Below are 16,822 nucleotides of genomic sequence, written 5' to 3'. Positions count from 1 at the left end.
TTTTTATGCCAAAATTTGTCTGAATATAAACTAACTTACAAGAAAAATATATGTTTACAAAACATAAGTTTAAATGATAAAATGAGTTTGGTGGTAATATGGAATTAAAAGAGAAACTAAAAATACTATCAGATGCGGCAAAATATGATGTAAGCTGTTCTTCTTCTGGCTCTAATAGAAAGAATAGTGGTGGCATTGGCAATGCAAGTATGAGTGGAATTTGTCACTCTTGGAGCGAAGATGGAAGGTGCATATCGCTCTTAAAAATACTTTTTACCAATCACTGTATCTACAACTGCAATTATTGCATAAATGCAAGAAGCCTTGATTCTAAGAGGGCAGCTTTTACTGTGGATGAAGTAGTTAATCTCACAATAAATTTTTACAAAAGAAATTACATAGAAGGATTATTTTTGTCATCAGGAATTTTTAAGTCCTGCGACTATACCATGGAAAAATTAATTGAGGTGGCAAAAAGACTGCGTGAAGTGGAAAATTTTAATGGCTATATTCACATGAAGGCAATACCAGGAGCAAGTGAATATTTAATAAAAGAGCTGGGAAGATATGTTGACAGGATGAGTATAAATATTGAACTTCCAACAGAGAGAAGTCTTGCACTTCTTGCACCAGAAAAGAAAATTGATGATATAACAAAGCCCATGGATTTAGTCTCAAAGACACTAAAGATAAATACTTTTGAAAGGGAAAAATATAAAAATTACCCCAAGAAAAATTTATTTTTGCCTGCAGGACAAACTACACAGATGATAGTAGGAGCAGGAGACATTCACGATAGAGACCTTATGATAAGATCACAGTCCCTTTATGACGATTATTCATTAAAAAGAATTTATTATTCTGCTTATGTCCCTGTGAGAGAAAGCTCACTATTGCCAAGGGAAAAGACACCCTTACTTAGGGAACACAGAATTTATCAAGCAGATTTTTTGATGAGATTCTATGGTTTTCGTGCAAGTGAACTTTTAAGCGATAAGAAAAAAGATTTTGATTTAAGGCTTGATCCAAAAATGGACTGGGCAATAGAAAATTACACTAATCCAATTGAAATAAATAAGGCGAGTCTTGAGGAACTTTTAAAAATCCCAGGTTTTGGTCCAAGGTCTGCACGAAAAATTATTAAGGCTAGAAAGTCCTTTGCCCTTACTTTTGAAGATTTAAAAAAGCTTAGGATCTCTACAAAGAGGGCAATAAATTTTATAACTGTATCCGGAAAATACTATGGCAGAAAATTTGACACGAAAGAGTCTCTCCGTGATCTAATTTTGGATAGGGAAAGCTCTGAGCAGCTTTCATTTTTTTAAAGAGGAAAATATGATTTATGTATATGATGGGAGTTTTGAAGGACTTCTAACAGTTATTTTTAATTCTTATAAAGTTTTAGAAGATGTAGATGACATTGTAAAAAAAGACGAGCAAATTGATTTTATAAGTGACAGGATAAATTGTGTGACAGAAAGGGACAAGGCAGAGCGTGTAAAAAAATCTGTGATTAAAAATTTTTCATATTCTTTTTATGACAATATGTTTATGGTTTTTTCTTCTTGCAATGAAAAAAAAGAAATTGCCATAGCAAAGACCCTAAAAAAATTATATGTCAAGGGTTTTTATTATATAGAGAGTACAGATGATTATGTGGTGTTATTTAGAAATATATTAAAGAGAGTTTTAGGAGAAATTCACTCTTACAAGGGACTTCTTCGCTTTGAGGAGATGGATGGATTTTTGTTTTCTAAATTTAAGCCAGAGAATGATATTTTGTATTATATCTTTAGACACTTCAAGAGCAGACTTGTAAATGAAAAATTTATAATTGCAGATACAAAAAGAAATCGTGCTGTAATTTATGATGGGAAGAAGAGAGAATTTTTCGACTATCACATGAATGGCAATTTTAAGATGGAAGATAGCTATGTAGACCTTTGGAGAGTTTTTTATGATGCCATTGCCATAGAAGAGCGAAAAAATAAAAAGCTTAGGATGCAAAATATGCCAAAAAGGTATTGGGACAACCTCCCTGAAATAAATAGATTTAAGTGAGTTTTATGGATTTTTCATAAAACTTTTTTTATGTCTATTAATGGGTATAAGTAGATTGGAGGAAGAGATGGAAAAAAACAGAATTGCGAACTTAAATGATTATATAGAAAAAAATTATCCCATGGCAAGTTTACTTGAGTCAGGCGAAATTGAAGTGCCGAATTTTTTGCAAAGAGACTTTGAAGATAGGACTAATAATTGTACAATAGCGAGCATTACTAGAATTGTAAATTACTATTATAAAGACTTGGACAAATTTAAAATATATGAAGAAGTTTTTGAAATCGCAAGGAGAAATGGATATTTCAAAAGTGTTGGGACTATTCCCTTTTTTATTTCTCACATTGCAAATACTTTTTTTGAGAAAAATAACATGAATTTAAAAGCTAAGGGAATTTACATAGGGAACTTCTATTCTCATGTAAAAGGCGAAATAGATAATTATAGACCAGTCCTCATGAATCTTGGCTGTGGCTATTATAAGAATCACTCCTTAGTTATTTTTGGCTACTCAATTTATAAGTTTAAGGGTATGAAAATAAAATTTTTGCATGTTTATGACGGCTGGAACAAGACTCCATCCTACATAGACTACAGCGACTTAAAAGGTTTTATGAATTTTCCAGTTTTTTCTTACAATATTTTTAACATTGACTTATTGTCTTAATTATAATAGAGTTTATGTTTATAAGAAAAAGGTGATTTTATGGAAAGAAATTATTTAAAATTTTTAGTCACAGAGCTGATTTTTGTCAAAGAAGACACAATAATAAATTTAATTCCAAAGACTTATGAGAGATACCATGAAATTTTTGGAGATTTAGAAAAATATGTAGATACTTTAAATTTGAATATAAGAAAACTTAGGAGAAATATTAAGCTCTTGGATAAATTTACCCCAGAAGATGCAAAAAAGAAGTCTGACGAAGAATTTGAAAAAGAGTTTGAGGAGCTTTGTGACAATGATATAGGAGAATTTTCATCAGAAGATGAAATTATAATCACTGATGAGAAGAAAAAGAAAATCGAGGACATATTTAGAGAGATTATTTTTTATTACAGTCCAAAGTTAAATGATTTTCCATTAGAAGAATTTGAAAAGGCAGAGGAGCTTTTTAAAAATTGTGATGAGAATGGGCTTATAGAATTTTTAAAAAGAGACAGACCAGGGGAGCTTGACATAAGTAGTGAAAAACTTCAATTTATGAGAGAAGATCTTGAGATAGAAATATCAATAATCTTTGACAGATTTCCCCTAAATCAACTTGATATGTTAGATGACAAAGATGCAATTGACTTTAATTTGAAGAGACTAAAGAGCGTCTATGAAGAATATCAAGAAATCTACGGAGGTCTTGGCGAAGAATTAAATTTAAAAATAGCAGAAAAATATTTACCCCGCAATTAATACGGGGTAATTTTTATGCTTTCTTTCTTGAAATTTCATTTGTAATTTTAATCGCAATCCTAGAAGATATTATGCCGAGAATTAGTCCTCCTACAATATCACTTGGATAATGCACAAAGAGATACATCCTAGAGAAGGCAATTAGTGTTGCCAAGATGAGTGCCAGAAGGCCTCTTTTTTTATTGTAAAAATAAATTACAGATGCTGCTGCAAAGGATGAACCAGTGTGTCCAGATGGAAAAGAAAATCCCATAGGCTCCTTTATAAGAATGTCAACACCTTGAGCAATAAAAGGTCTTGGCCTTGCGATTATTGGCTTTAAAATCAAAAGACCCAAGACAGAGAAAATAATTAGAGCCACTGCAATAGTAAAGCCTTCTCTCTTTAACATATTTTTATTTTGAAAAATCAAAAACAGTGCAGCAACAATCCAAATCAATCCTCCATTTCCAAGACTTGTTATAAAAATCATTATATAATTTAGAAGTGGAAAATGAAGAGAATGAAGTAATTCTAAAAATTTTATTTCCATATAGTTATTCTTTATTAAATTTGTGTTTTACAAAATTCACAAAATTTTTCAAATTCTTTTTGAGAAAAGCATCATTATGGTAGACCATATAGTAGGTTCTTTTGATAGAAAGCTCTGATAATCTGTGCTTTGTTATTGAATCATCATTAAAGGATGAACTTGCACCAATAGAAAGAGCATCAGTATTTTTTACTATATTCAAAACCATATCCTTATTTTGACAGATGAATTTCAAGTCAATAGGTATACTTTTTTCACGAAGATAATTTAAAAATATCTTTTTAGAATAGCCATCTAAATCTCCAAGGACAAATTTTTTGTTTTTCAAATCATTTGCTTCAAGCTCTTTTTTGTCATCAATATCAGAATTTTTAGATGAAATAACAAAAATTTCATCTTCAAAGAAAGCTTCAGAAGAACTATTTTCAATGCCAGAATCCCCATCTATTATTGCAAGATTTATTACTCCAGAATTTAATTTTTCCATTATTTTTTCACGAGAATCAACATAAACTCTTATGCTGACATCATTTTTCTTCTTTTCATACTCATTTATTATCTCAAGCAAAAACTGGGAGCTAAAGTTTGAGCTCACGCCTAAGTTTATGTTGTGAGAAGTAGAGGAAGCTTGCAAAAAAATAATAGTGCTTTCAAATTGTTCAATAATATTTAGGGCAAAATCATATAGTCTCAAGCCAACATCAGTTATGTATAATTTTTTTGAAACCCTATCGAACAATTTTACGTTGTACTCATTTTCAATTTGCGAAATTGCATGGGAGACAGTCGGTTGAGAAATTTCTAAACTCTTTGCAGCAACAGACATATTCTTAGCCCTGACAACTTCGATAAATATTTCCAAATCCCTTATAGTCATAATAACCTCCTTAATGGATATTCTAGTATTTTTTATAAAAAAAATCAAGATTTATAGAAAAAAGGTTATAAATTTATTTTAAATATATGATTTTGGATTTTATAGATAATAGCGCTCATCAATAATGATAACGGATTGCAAAAAAATAGACAGAGGATAAAAAATTCTGTCTATCATGATTTATTTATATCGTAAATTCTAATGTTATTAAGCCAATCTTTATCATCAGCTAAATTTTCTTGGAAGATGCCTTGCTTTTTCATGTAATCAATAAAAAATAAATTAAACTTTTCTGCACCTTTAACATTTAGGTGATGAGGATCATAAAAATCCTCTTTGGATAAATTCATCTCATCATAAAAGTTGTTGAAGTCAATAAAGTTTGCACCTCTATTTTTTAACTCTCTTTCAATATAACTTATATTATCCTTATATAAATCGTAATCGTAAATAGGCGTCTTTACAAAAAATAATTTCAAACCCTTTCTATTGGCAGTGTCAATTATTTCATCAATGGCAGCCAGATTTTCTTTTAGATAATTTTTTTCATTAAAGCTTTTAATAGATGTTATATATTTATTCAAATCTTTAACTTGATCATTTTTAAAATTTTCACTTTGACCCTTTAAAAGTACATAACCCTTTAAGTAGTCCTCGTAGGAAGCTTTATCAAAGTTGTAGTCTTCATCTTTTAATTCATCCCACCTGCTGTGATAGGTAACAAGGGGAAAAATTGCTTGTGCTTTAAAGCCCTTAGGAACTTTTTTTATAATCATTTTCATCTTATTATTCGACATAGGCATGTAGTCTGAATAAGAATTTACAACGCTAGAATCTTCTGTAAGCTTATAAATTGATGATTGAATGTCCACAAATATAATGTTTGGATTTTTTCTTCTTAGAGCTTCTTTAATATAGGATGCACTAATTTTTAGAGGTTGACTTTGTGATGCAAGGACGTAGGATTTTATTCCTGTCCTTTCGTAAATTACAAGTGGTTCAAAGGAACAGTAGCTGTGGCTTGTACCAAAGAACATTGTATTGTAGTCATCACTTTCATTAAAGAATCCACCAATTTTATTTCCCATGTCCCAAGGTTTTGCAAGAGACTTCCTAATAAATAAATTATTTAGTTCTAGGGCACCAAAAACTATTAGGGCAATAAATATTATTGACTTTAAAATTTTTAGAGATTTTTTCATTTTATTATCACCTACAAAACTAGAACTGAAAATAAATAAAGGCAGATTCGGAAAACTCAGGACCATAGATTCCAAATATTATTATGGCAAAGATAAAGGCAAGATAAATGAGCCACCTTATTGGAAGAATAAGTTTTAAAATAGCTTCACTTAAATTTATTTTATTGTACTTCAAAAGATCAAAGACAAATAAAATAAGTATGCCAGCAAGAAGGGGATAAATATTTGAAATGCCAAAAGACGTCTTTGATAAATCATCCAATAAGTTTAGAGAGCTCTTATTATTTATAATTGCCATTAGATATTCATTGCCATGATGGATATTTTCAGCCCTAAAATAAATAAAGGCAAAGACAACAATTGTAAAAGTAATAAGTCTTCTAACTGTATCCACTAAAATATTTCTCTTGGACTTTTTGTTTATGCCAAAAATATTTTCTATTACATTAAAGACTCCATGAATAAGTCCCCAGAGGACAAAGGAAAGTTCTGCTCCATGCCAAAGTCCGCTAGTTAAAAAAACTATAAGAAGATTAATGTACTTCCTAAATTTGCTCTTTCTGTTGCCACCAAGGGGAATGTATAGATAGTCCTTAAACCAAGTTGAGAGGGAAATGTGCCATCTTCTCCAAAATTCTGTGATGGATTTAGATAAAAGCGGCTCTTTGAAGTTGTCCATTAAATCAATGCCAAGGATTTTGGCAGAACCCTTTGCCATTATTGAATATGAGTAGAAGTCGCAATAAATTTGTAGAGTAAATAAAATCCCAGAGATAATTAAAATTTCGCGAGAAAAAGTCTTGTAATTTCCAAAAACTTCATTGACAAGAATTGCTGCCCTATCGGCAATAATTAATTTTAAAAACATTCCATAGCCAAAAAGAATTAGTCCTCTCACTAAATTATCATAGGAAAATTTTTTTATTTTTTAATCTGTGGAAGTAAATTCACACTTCTTTCAATAGGGCCAGCAACGAGTTGTGGAAAGAAGGACACGAAAAGAGCGTAGTCAATAAAATTTTCTTCTGCGTGAATATCTTTTCTATACACATCAATTGTGTAGCCGAGAGCTTGGAAAGTGTAAAAGGAAATCCCAACGGGAAGAAGTACATCTATGGCAATGTTAAAATTTTTGTTGGAAAAATTATTTAAGAGGTCTGCAAAAAAGTTAAAGTATTTAAAGACAAAGAGTATGCCTAAATTTATAAAAAAGCACAAAAATACAGCAAGCTTCATTTTTTTTATGTTTCCTCTATTTTTCTCAATATAAAGACCTGTTATATAGGTAGCAAATATTGAGAAGATCATTAGGAAGGTGTATTTCACATTCCAAAAGCTATAAAAAGTGAGGCTTGCTAAGAGCAAAAATATATTTTTAAATTTTAAAGGCAAGAAGTTGTATAAAATTACAACTATTGGCAAAAAAATTAAGTATTCAAATGAATTAAAAAGCATAAAATCCTCCAATCATCTTATAATATAGCAAATGATGGAGGATTTCAATATCATATTATTAAGGAGCGACGCTCATTTTATATTCTCTAGGAGTTTTTCCAGTGTATTTTTTGAAAGTCATAGTAAAATGTGGCTGTGAAGAAAATCCACATTCATAACTTATGTATTCCAAAGTCTTTTTGTTCTCGGAAAGGAGTTTTTTCGCCTTATTTGTCTTCAGTGTATTTAGGTATTGACAAAAAGTGTATCCAGTTTCTTCTTTAAAAAGTGAGCAGAGATAATTTTTGGATAGATGAAGTTTTTCTGCAAGCTCATCTAAGTTTAAGCCTAAAGTATATTCTCTATTAATAATTTTTAGAGCCTTGTCAATTATTTCATTTCTTGAAAAATCAATTTCATCAAGAAGAGAATTGGAGTAGCCTTCTATAATATCCTTTGCTATATACTTTAAATTAGACTTGTCTATGGCATTATTGAGTTTAAAAGTAAAGTCATCATGTATAAGTGAGAGATCTTTGTTGTATGTAATTAAAAAATATGTATAAAGAAAAGTATTTAGATCATCTATTTGTTTTTTCATCTCACTAAAATTTTTGTTAGCTGAATTTTTTGAAATACTTTCAAAAATTTCGTGAGCACAATTTATGCATTCAGGTTTGGTCTTTTCGGCAATTGTAAGATAATTTGTCATAAGTCCTCCTATTAAAATTTTATATATGTTCATTTTTTTACTATTTTGATATGTATTATCGTTAAGCTAATTATAAAATAATTGATATTAAATATCAACAAAAAAGTTTTAAAATTTTTAAATATTTTTAAAAATTTGAGAAAAATTTTGCAATTTAAAAGTTTTTGCTGTATTATATTGTCCTTGCAAATATACTTAGATAAATTTTTATAGTTTAAGGAGTAGGGAATTTTAAAAGTATTCTTATAGTTAAAAGATTTATTCATATAAAGTATTGCTTGTAAAAAATTTTTTATAGAGATAATAAAATTTTCATTGGAAGATGGGATAGGCTAATAAAAAATTTGAAATTAATATGATTTAGACTTTAAAGATTAATTAAAGATAATTCCTAAATTTACAAGAATGTGGTGTTAATTTGCAATAAATAGCATATAATAAAAACAGGGAGGGATTACTGTGACAATTTCAAGAGATAAAATGATTGAGCTTGAAAAGAGGACAATAGAAGAATTTAAAATAGATTCTCTTATTTTAATGGAAAACGCAGGAATGGGGATTTTTCGTGAAATTAATCAGTACGATTCCTTTACAATAATTTGCGGTAAGGGAAATAATGGCGGCGACGGACTTGTCATCGCAAGACATTTAATACTCAGCGGAAAAATTGTTGAAGTCTTTGTTGTTGGCGACAAAGAGAGCGAGGAGTTTTCCAAAAATTTAGAAATCATAAAAAAACTTACAGATGTAAAATATATAAAAGAAGACAATCTTGATGAATTAATCGAGTCTATTGAAGTAAATGAGATTACTGTGGACGCAATTTTTGGCATAGGACTAAACAGAGAGTTAAATAAGTTTTATAGAACTTTAATTGATGCCATAAATATCCATGGCAATTATGTTATTGGAGTGGACATACCTTCTGGCATGGACGCAAACACTGGCGAAGAGTATGGCAACTGTGTCGCATGTAATGTAACCTACGCAATATCCGATATAAAAAAGGGTGAGCTTTTAAATAGCAATGTGGGAGAGCTTAAAAAAATATATATTGGGATTGTGAGGTACAAAGATGAGTAAAAAAATTAGCAGAAATATAAATTTAACAGAAGGCTCAATTGCAGAAGGTCTTATAAAATTTGCAATACCACTTCTTCTCACAAACTTTTTGCAACAACTTTATAACACTGCCGACTTAATGATAGTTGGTAGATTTGCCGGCAAGAACCCTATGGCGGCAGTTGGTGCAACGGGACCTGTTTCAAATCTACTCATTGGACTTTTTTTGGGACTCACTACTGGTGCATCTGTCATAATTTCTCTTTATTATGGTTCAAATGATAGAGAAGCACTAAAGAGATCTGTGGGATGCTCTTATTTTCTTGGGCTGATGTCGGGGCTTGCCATTACAATTTTTGGCTATTTTACGACGCCCTTCTTCCTTAGAATAATGGACACACCGCCAGAAATTTTAGCTGATGCGACAACATACATGAGAGTATTTTTCTTGGGTACAATTCCAATTTTAATTTACAACATGGGGGCATCAATTTTGAGGGCAACGGGAGACTCAAAGAGACCATTTAACTTTTTATGCGTTTCAGCTCTTGTAAATATTGTCCTTGATTTAATTTTAGTTGGACTACTAAAGATGTCAGTTTTAGGTGCTGGACTTGCAACCCTTGCATCACAAATCACATCAGCAATACTTGTAACTTATTCCCTATTAAAGACTGATGGTTCTTATAAACTTCGAAAGGAAGAGATAAAACTTCATAAGTTCGAAGCAAAGAGAATTTTTGAAGTTGGGATCCCAACGGGAGTGCAAACAGCCTTATTATCTTTGACAAATGTAATTTTTCAGGCGAAAATAAATTCCTTTGGTTCAGATGCCATTGCAGGTGTTGCAGCTGAGGGAAGAATTGATGGATTTTTGTTTATGTCGCTTCAAGCCATTGCTCTTGCGGCTACAACTTTTTCGGGACAAAATTTTGGGGCACAAAAATTTGACAGACTTCGTGAAGGCATAAAGGTTTCGCTATTAATAGTCTTGGGAATTTCAGCAATCTTATCGATAATTGCCTTTTTCTTGGCAGAGCCACTTATTGCAATATTTAATCCAGACCCCGATGTAGTAGCCTATGGTGCTGATTTCTTGAAAATATTAAGTCTTGGAATTTGGTCCTTTGGTCTTTCGGAAACTATTTCTGGCTTCATAAGAGGAAGTGGAAACGCCATGGGTCCTATGATAATTTCACTTCTTACAATTTGCATTTTTAGACTCATAGTAGTTTATTTTGCAATGCCTATATTCAACTCAATTAGAGTAATAAGTGTAATCTATCCACTTTCTTATTTTGCAAACTTTTTTATTATGGCACTATATTACAAATTTGGAAAATGGAGAAAAAATATAGCTATGTAAAATTTGGCGCCGGAAGGTGCCTTTTTAATTGCAATGAAGTAAAGATTTATTGTAAACTATAATTATTATAAGAAGAGCAGTGATGTTATGAAAAAGAAAAACATTTTTTTAATATTTATTTTTATTGCACTTATTTTTTTCGGGATAAATGGCTTTAGACGATATCCAAAAAAAATTGTTGCAGAAGTTCTCTATACTATTGACGATAGAATTTTTGCCTTTGCAGATGATTATGTAGAAGATTTTGGATTTTCAGATATTTTTAATAAAGTAAAGAGTACAGGAGACTATGGCATAAGGATCAGCAATGAAAGTCTTAATGGCGACAAGCTAAATATAATAAATTTCCAAAGTGCCACAAATAAGTCGAGATATTTTAAAAAGAGATTAGTTAAGGACAATAAAATTGATGAGTTTGGCGAAAAAATTGTAGATAGTGATGTCTATCTTTATAGGGATGATATTGCGAAGCTACCTTTATACATTGATAGAAATACAATGGCAAATTTGTCTCGTGATTCCGGTGTATTAAGTGATTTAGGATATGACATAAACAACAAAAAGTTATTTCTTCCTCCAGTTTCTTTTTCTGAAAAAAATTCAGAGTTAAAAAAATATGTAAAAAAGGAATGGACGGGAATAATAAGAAATACTCGCGTAAAAAATATTTCGGACAATGGATTTGAAATCAAGGTAAAGTCCAAAGATTTGAAAAGACTTATGGATAAGGTTGAAGAATTTTATAGGGGAGAAAATTATTTTCCTTACACATATTTAAGTAAAATTTTGAAAGAAGAATTTTCAAATATTTCATTAGACTTGAAAAATAGAAATGAAATTGTATTTTACATGGAGACTGATAGCGAGGGCAACCTTTTAAAACTTCAGTCTGATGACAAAAAATACAGCCTAAAAATAAAAGATGACTTTGAATTAAAAGTTCCTCACAGACACATTTATATAGAAGAGGAAAAAAATGAAAATTTAAAGACAATAAAGGGCAAGATAAATGACAGAAACTTTAGGATGAGTTACTATCCAAAGAATAAATATTTAATTTATCATGACGAGTTAACTCACATAAATGCCAGATTTTTTAATCTAATAAAATCTAAAAAATTTAAGCTAATAGCTGATATTGATGGAAGTAAAATAAAAAAAGTTAACCTAAATTTTTATACAGTTCCAAATAAAATTGAAAAGGAAAAAAATATATAGAAATTTTAAAATTAAGAGAAGAAGATTGGAAAAACTTAATAAAAGGAGAGGAAAATGAAAGATGATTTTAACAATAAGGGCAAATTAATATTTAGAATTTTAATAGACTCACTAATGGTGGGAACTTTCGCAGGCCTTTTTTCAGTTCTATATAGATTTGTAATTATGAAAATGGATTTTTACAGAAAAATTTTATACAGCGAATTTAATTTAAAATCAGTTTTGCTTTTAATTGCACTTGCCATTGTAATATCCTTTGTGATTTATAGACTTTTAAAGTGGGCACCCTTATCTGGAGGAAGTGGAATACCACAAATTCGTGGCGAAATCCTTGGCAAATTTAAAATGGATGAAGTGCCAACTTTAATATCAAAAATCCTTGGCGGAGGACTTGGAAATCTTATGGGATTTTCTTTAGGAAGAGAAGGTCCATCAATTCAAATGGGTGGAGCAGCAGCAAAATTATTGGGAAAGACAATAAAAAGACCTCCTGATGAAATAAAATACATGATAACAGCAGGAGCAGCAGCAGGACTTGCGGCAGCCTTTAACGCACCTATGGCTGGTTGTATCTTTGCCATAGAAGAGCTACACAAAACTTATTCAAAATTTGTTCTCTTGCCAGCATTTATTGCATCCATTACAGCTAACTATATATCCTTTATAATAATGGGTGCAGAGACATCCTTTTCTTTCTCCGCAACAAAATCACTACCAATGAAACTAATTTGGGTGGCAATATTAATTGGCATCCTAACAGGTTTAGTTGGATGTATTTACAACTTACTCATAACAAAATCACAAGACCTCTTCAAAAAAATAAATTCACAAATTTTAAAATATGCACTATTAATGGCTGTGACAATTATAATTGGCTTTATCTTTTTTGAAGGAACTGGGGGCGGACATGGACTTCTTGAAAAAATGGCAGTTGAGAAATTTCCAATAAAATATATCCTTGCCATCCTTCTTGTGAAATTATTTTACACAACATTTTGCTACGGCTCAGGGGTGCAAGGTGGAATCTTTTTGCCAGTCCTAGTAATAGGTGGCTCTTGTGGAGCTTTAATCTTTGCAATGTTAGATGGGGTTTTTGAATTAAATGATTATTACATTAATTTTATAATTTTAGGGATGAGTGGAATACTTGCATCAGTTGTTAGGAGTCCAATTCTTTCAGTGATATTAGTATCAGAGATGACAAAAACCTTTGAACATTTAATTGCCCTTTCAATAGTTGTAATTGTATCCTATTATGTGGCAGAGGCCTTAAAAGTTGCGCCAATTTATGACACACTTTTCGAAAGGCAGTTAAAGGATAAGAACCTACTCAGTCCAAAGGAGAGAGAACTAGGAGACTATTCAGTCTTTGAATATACTATAACTGAGGACTTAAAAATAATAGGAAAAAGCCTTAGAGAAATAAATTTCCCAAGGCACCTTATAATAATGTCAATAGAAAGAGAAGGCACAGAAATCGTTCCAACAGCCGATGACTTAATCCTCTTGGGCGACAAAATCACAGTCTTAATAAAGGCGGAAGACGCCCTTGAAATTGATGAGTTTTTTAAAAATGAGTAAAATAAAATCCTAGACTTGCAAAATTAGTTCTAGGATTTTTTTGCGCTTTTTGAAATTAATTTATAGACTCTCTAAATATTTTTTAACTTGTGGACCTACATAGGCCTTATCATCTGCAACTAATATTGGTCTTTTTACTAGCATACCATCTGTTGATAAGAGTTCAAAAATTTCTTCGTCTGTCATATCATTCTTCTTGTCCTTTAGTCCAAGTTCCCTATACCTCACGCCTGATGTGTTAAAAAGTTTAAAGATGTCAACATCTGCCATATCTCTTATTTTTTTGAGTTCATCAACTGATAGGAGCTCCTTGTCAATTTCCCTGTAGTCATAAGAAATATTCTTTTCCTTTAATAATTTTTCTATATTTTTGCAAGTGCTACATCTCTTGTAGCCGATTAATGTGTTCATTTTTAGCCTCCTTTAAGTAATTTCATTATACTACAAAAAAATATAAAAAAATTTTAAAAATTTTTGCAAAAAGTGTTTACATTTTAATTTAGTGTGGTATAATGTTAATAACAAATAAGATTAACTAAATAAAGTAATAAATTTAGATTGGAGTTACTTATTTGGAGAAACATGACAATTCCATCCAAGACAAAGTAAAAATGTTTTTGATTTTTATTAATTTTACAGGTTTTGACTTAAAAGGCCAAGGCTTTTATATAAATCGAATAGTTTTTAATGGACGAGTAGTATGATGGTAAATAGTTTGTTTTGAGAATTACTTATAGCGCTTGTATAAAGAGATACGCAGACTTAGAGTTGGGTATGTGAGAAATATTAATTTATATAGGGCTTTAGTAAAATAAGAATAAGGTGATAGACGTGATTGAACCAAAAAATTTAAGTTGGATGGAATTGGATATTTAAAAAGAATGTCATTTATTAAGCTATAATATGACATTCTTTTTTTGTGTTCTTTTGAATTTATAAAAATTTTTCAAAATAGAAGTGCTTATAATATCTTCTAAAATATTTTATAAATTACAAAAAAATCGCCACGAAAAAATCGTGACGATTAATTTTTTATTTGTTTAAAATTTTTGCAGCCATTTCTTTTCCAAAGTCTATAAGTTGTTTCATTTCTTCTTCAGTAGCTGCACCTTGAATTTCAAGTTGAGTGTCAAGCACATCGTACTTGCCTTCTTCCATATATCTCTTTAGGTTTTTAAGAGCTCCACCACTCCATGAGAAGGAACCAAAAATTCCCCAATAGTTATTTTTCATTCTTTGGTGAGAAACTTCTGTCATTAGATAATCCATTGGTGGGAACAAATTGTTGTCATAGGAACATGACCCTATGATTACACCCTTGTATCTCCAAATGTCTGATAAAAGATAGGAGTTAGAAGTCTTTGTTATGTCTCTGATTTTAATATTTTTAAGTCCGCCTTCAGAAAGACCTCTTGCAACAGCTTCTGCCATCATTTCAGTATTTCCATACATTGAGCCGTAGATAACAACACAACCATCAATTGTTTCTTGTTTAGCAAGAGAAGTGTATATGTCTACTATTTTATTAGGATTTTCTCTCCAAATAGGCCCATGATCTGGACAAATTAACTGAATATCAAGGTCAGCTAATTTATTTAAAGCTTTAAGGGCTTGTGCTGCATATTTTCCAACTATATTTATAAAATATCTTGTTGTTTCTTCGTGATAATGAGCGTCATATTCGATCTGATCATCAAAAATTCCACCATCAAGGGTTCCAAAGCCACCAAAAATATCTTGTGAGAAAAGTGTCTTTGTAGTTTCTTCATAGGCTACCATAGATTCTGGCCAGTGAACCATTGGAGTCATGTAAAAAGTATATTTTTTATCTCCAAGTTCTAGTGTTTCGCCATCCTTAACTTCTATGATGTTGTCTGTAATTTCATAGAAATTATTAAGCATGGCAACAGCTTTTTTATTTGTAACAAGTTTTGCATCTGGATAAATTTCCAAAATTGATTTAATTGAAGAAGTGTGATCTGGCTCCATGTGATTGATCATAATGTAGTCAATTTTTTCGCCTTCTCCAATGATTTCATTTATTTTTTGCACATAGGAATCAATTGTGTTTACTCTTACTAAGTCGAAAAGTACATTTTTTTCGCCCTTAACAAGAAAAGAGTTGTAAGCAACTCCTTTTGGTAGAGGCCACATTCCTTCAAATAGTTCTGTCTTTCTATCATTTGTACCTATATAATAAATGTCCTCTTTAATAGGCACTGACAATAAATTTTCCATCAAAATCCTCCTTATTTTTTAAAATTTTATTTTGACAAATTGTTTCACGAGTCTTTAAGTATTTTATTTAAGAAAGCTTTTTAATTTCATAAAAGTCTTAATAAAATTCCAAAAAGTCGTGTCTTTCGCCCTTTTCTTTAAATCCTAAGATTTGCTCCATATTTACATTTTCAGTTGCACGAAGAATATTTATGTCTACATTTTTATTTTCTTTTTTAAGTTCTTCGATTAAGTCCTTTATAAAAAATCTCTTGTTGCCAGATTGCTTTTGCGTGACAGTGCAGGCACAATCAAGGGCAGACAGTCCAGTTGATTTCATAAAGCGAATGATTGCCTCTTCACGAACTAGATACATGGGTCTAATTAATTCAAGACCTTCAAAGTTTTGTGATTTTAATTTTGGCATCATAGTTTTGAAATCGCCAGCATAAATAATATTTAAAAGAACAGTTTGAATGACATCATCAAAGTGATGACCAAGTGCAAGTTTGTTGCAGCCAAGTTCCTTTGCTCTATTGTATAAATTTCCACGGCGCATTCTGGCGCACATATAACAAGTTGAACCGCCCTCAGACAATTTTTCAGCGACGGAAAAAACATCAGAGTTATGAATTTTTACTGGTATTCCAAGTTTTTCGCAGTTAAATTCAAGCCTTTCTCTATTTTCAGGAAGGTATCCTGGGTCCATTGCTATGAATTCTAAGTCAAAGGGCACCTTGTTGTGCCTCTTTAATTCCTGCAAGAGTTTTGCAAGAGTAAGGGAGTCCTTGCCACCAGAAATAGCAACGGCAACTTTGTCGCCTGGGCTGATGAGTTCGTATTTATTTACACCTTGCACAAACTTTTTATAAATATCTCTCCTGTAAGTTTTTATAAGGGACCTTTCTATGTCCACAGTGCTTTTTATTGTTTCCAAAAAATTCCACCTTTACCAATCTATTTTCATTATATCACAGTTATTTTCTATTTTTAAGAGGATACAATTTTGTAATAAAGCTAAAAAACTTTTGTAGGATTATTCCTTTTCTTAAAAATTATAACACAATGGCTATTATAAAGAATAAAAGATATAAATAAATTTATAATAAATACAAAGGCTATTAAATTATTCAAAATACTCTCAATGTGGTA

Annotated in this window: 17 protein-coding genes; 8 read left to right on the top strand and 9 right to left on the bottom strand. The window is 30.8% G+C overall.

Annotated features, from left to right (window positions below; translation table 11 throughout):
* Positions 1–98 precede the first annotated feature (98 nt).
* From PTSHG_RS05985 to PTSHG_RS05970, 4 genes are all read left to right on the top strand, one after another.
* Positions 99–1,325: a putative DNA modification/repair radical SAM protein gene (locus PTSHG_RS05985; protein ID WP_019107983.1), complete on the top strand. Its 1,227-nt coding sequence runs from the start codon at positions 99–101 to the stop codon at positions 1,323–1,325.
* A 10-nt stretch (positions 1,326–1,335) separates the two neighbouring features.
* Complete coding sequence (locus PTSHG_RS05980; RefSeq protein WP_019107982.1) at positions 1,336–2,061, top strand: TIGR03915 family putative DNA repair protein; 726 nt, start codon at positions 1,336–1,338, stop codon at positions 2,059–2,061.
* A gap of 67 nt (positions 2,062–2,128) precedes the next feature.
* Positions 2,129–2,728, top strand: coding sequence for a C39 family peptidase (locus tag PTSHG_RS05975; protein ID WP_019107981.1), 600 nt, complete (start codon positions 2,129–2,131; stop codon positions 2,726–2,728).
* A gap of 39 nt (positions 2,729–2,767) precedes the next feature.
* The gene (locus PTSHG_RS05970; protein WP_019107980.1) at positions 2,768–3,469 is read left to right on the top strand and encodes a hypothetical protein; all 702 of its coding nucleotides are present in this window, start codon (positions 2,768–2,770) and stop codon (positions 3,467–3,469) included.
* A 13-nt stretch (positions 3,470–3,482) separates the two neighbouring features.
* Here the strand turns inward: PTSHG_RS05970 and PTSHG_RS05965 are convergent, their stop codons facing one another.
* From PTSHG_RS05965 to PTSHG_RS05945, 6 genes are all read right to left on the bottom strand, one after another.
* Positions 3,483–4,001 (bottom strand): phosphatase PAP2 family protein, encoded by a 519-nt coding sequence (locus PTSHG_RS05965; RefSeq protein WP_019107979.1) that lies wholly within the window; start codon positions 3,999–4,001, stop codon positions 3,483–3,485.
* Between the two features lie 4 nt (positions 4,002–4,005).
* The gene (locus PTSHG_RS05960; protein WP_019107978.1) at positions 4,006–4,878 is read right to left on the bottom strand and encodes a LysR family transcriptional regulator; all 873 of its coding nucleotides are present in this window, start codon (positions 4,876–4,878) and stop codon (positions 4,006–4,008) included.
* A gap of 173 nt (positions 4,879–5,051) precedes the next feature.
* Entirely contained in the window at positions 5,052–6,080 is a 1,029-nt protein-coding gene (locus tag PTSHG_RS05955) for a hypothetical protein (protein WP_019107977.1), read from the bottom strand.
* 19 nt (positions 6,081–6,099) lie between these two features.
* Positions 6,100–6,978 (bottom strand): MBOAT family O-acyltransferase, encoded by an 879-nt coding sequence (locus PTSHG_RS10100; protein WP_238318742.1) that lies wholly within the window; start codon positions 6,976–6,978, stop codon positions 6,100–6,102.
* A 23-nt stretch (positions 6,979–7,001) separates the two neighbouring features.
* Positions 7,002–7,535: an MBOAT family O-acyltransferase gene (locus PTSHG_RS10095; protein ID WP_238318740.1), complete on the bottom strand. Its 534-nt coding sequence runs from the start codon at positions 7,533–7,535 to the stop codon at positions 7,002–7,004.
* 58 nt (positions 7,536–7,593) lie between these two features.
* On the bottom strand, positions 7,594–8,226 hold the full coding sequence (locus PTSHG_RS05945) for a helix-turn-helix domain-containing protein (RefSeq protein ID WP_019107976.1): 633 nt from the start codon (positions 8,224–8,226) through the stop codon (positions 7,594–7,596).
* Positions 8,227–8,685: 459 nt separating this feature from the next.
* On the opposite strand from PTSHG_RS05945, the gene PTSHG_RS05940 reads away from it, so the two are divergent.
* The 4 genes from PTSHG_RS05940 (at position 8,686) to PTSHG_RS05925 (ending at position 13,453) form a co-directional block, all read left to right on the top strand.
* Positions 8,686–9,309, top strand: coding sequence for an NAD(P)H-hydrate epimerase (locus PTSHG_RS05940; RefSeq protein WP_019107975.1), 624 nt, complete (start codon positions 8,686–8,688; stop codon positions 9,307–9,309).
* On the top strand, positions 9,302–10,654 hold the full coding sequence (locus PTSHG_RS05935) for an MATE family efflux transporter (RefSeq protein WP_019107974.1): 1,353 nt from the start codon (positions 9,302–9,304) through the stop codon (positions 10,652–10,654). Before PTSHG_RS05940 ends, PTSHG_RS05935 begins: the two co-directional genes overlap by 8 nt.
* 87 nt (positions 10,655–10,741) lie before the next feature.
* On the top strand, positions 10,742–11,872 hold the full coding sequence (locus tag PTSHG_RS09280; protein ID WP_019107973.1) for a hypothetical protein: 1,131 nt from the start codon (positions 10,742–10,744) through the stop codon (positions 11,870–11,872).
* Between the two features lie 54 nt (positions 11,873–11,926).
* Positions 11,927–13,453: a chloride channel protein gene (locus PTSHG_RS05925; RefSeq protein WP_019107972.1), complete on the top strand. Its 1,527-nt coding sequence runs from the start codon at positions 11,927–11,929 to the stop codon at positions 13,451–13,453.
* 60 nt (positions 13,454–13,513) lie between these two features.
* Here PTSHG_RS05925 and PTSHG_RS05920 read toward each other — a convergent pair whose 3' ends face one another.
* The 3 genes from PTSHG_RS05920 to PTSHG_RS05905 all read right to left on the bottom strand — a co-directional run bounded on the left by PTSHG_RS05920 (position 13,514) and on the right by PTSHG_RS05905 (position 16,607).
* Complete coding sequence (locus PTSHG_RS05920; protein WP_019107971.1) at positions 13,514–13,864, bottom strand: Spx/MgsR family RNA polymerase-binding regulatory protein; 351 nt, start codon at positions 13,862–13,864, stop codon at positions 13,514–13,516.
* A gap of 621 nt (positions 13,865–14,485) precedes the next feature.
* Positions 14,486–15,691 carry an FprA family A-type flavoprotein gene (locus PTSHG_RS05910; RefSeq protein WP_019107969.1) on the bottom strand — a complete coding sequence of 402 codons (1,206 nt, stop codon included), beginning with the start codon at positions 15,689–15,691 and terminating at the stop codon, positions 14,486–14,488.
* 97 nt (positions 15,692–15,788) lie between these two features.
* Positions 15,789–16,607, bottom strand: coding sequence for a tRNA lysidine(34) synthetase (locus tag PTSHG_RS05905; RefSeq protein WP_019107968.1), 819 nt, complete (start codon positions 16,605–16,607; stop codon positions 15,789–15,791).
* Between the last annotated feature and the right edge of the window lie 215 nt (positions 16,608–16,822).

The sequence above is a fragment of the Peptoniphilus senegalensis JC140 genome, assembly GCF_000321025.1.
GTDB lineage: Bacteria > Bacillota > Clostridia > Tissierellales > Peptoniphilaceae > Peptoniphilus_A > Peptoniphilus_A senegalensis.
Note: the sequence above shows the minus strand (reverse complement) of the source record. Positions and strands in the feature narration are given on the sequence as shown.

Bases quoted from the DNA above. Each gene is read 5' to 3' on its own strand.
- PTSHG_RS05980 (WP_019107982.1), top strand. From the start codon at position 1,336: ATGATTTATGTATATGATGGGAGTTTTGAAGGACTTCTAACAGTTATT.
- PTSHG_RS10095 (WP_238318740.1), bottom strand. From the start codon at position 7,535: ATGCTTTTTAATTCATTTGAATACTTAATTTTTTTGCCAATAGTTGTA.
- PTSHG_RS05910 (WP_019107969.1), bottom strand. From the start codon at position 15,691: ATGGAAAATTTATTGTCAGTGCCTATTAAAGAGGACATTTATTATATA.
- PTSHG_RS05975 (WP_019107981.1), top strand. From the start codon at position 2,129: ATGGAAAAAAACAGAATTGCGAACTTAAATGATTATATAGAAAAAAAT.
- PTSHG_RS05945 (WP_019107976.1), bottom strand. From the start codon at position 8,226: ATGACAAATTATCTTACAATTGCCGAAAAGACCAAACCTGAATGCATA.
- PTSHG_RS09280 (WP_019107973.1), top strand. From the start codon at position 10,742: ATGAAAAAGAAAAACATTTTTTTAATATTTATTTTTATTGCACTTATT.
- PTSHG_RS05965 (WP_019107979.1), bottom strand. From the start codon at position 4,001: ATGGAAATAAAATTTTTAGAATTACTTCATTCTCTTCATTTTCCACTT.
- PTSHG_RS05960 (WP_019107978.1), bottom strand. From the start codon at position 4,878: ATGACTATAAGGGATTTGGAAATATTTATCGAAGTTGTCAGGGCTAAG.
- PTSHG_RS05970 (WP_019107980.1), top strand. From the start codon at position 2,768: ATGGAAAGAAATTATTTAAAATTTTTAGTCACAGAGCTGATTTTTGTC.
- PTSHG_RS05920 (WP_019107971.1), bottom strand. From the start codon at position 13,864: ATGAACACATTAATCGGCTACAAGAGATGTAGCACTTGCAAAAATATA.
- PTSHG_RS05955 (WP_019107977.1), bottom strand. From the start codon at position 6,080: ATGAAAAAATCTCTAAAAATTTTAAAGTCAATAATATTTATTGCCCTA.
- PTSHG_RS05925 (WP_019107972.1), top strand. From the start codon at position 11,927: ATGAAAGATGATTTTAACAATAAGGGCAAATTAATATTTAGAATTTTA.
- PTSHG_RS05985 (WP_019107983.1), top strand. From the start codon at position 99: ATGGAATTAAAAGAGAAACTAAAAATACTATCAGATGCGGCAAAATAT.
- PTSHG_RS05935 (WP_019107974.1), top strand. From the start codon at position 9,302: ATGAGTAAAAAAATTAGCAGAAATATAAATTTAACAGAAGGCTCAATT.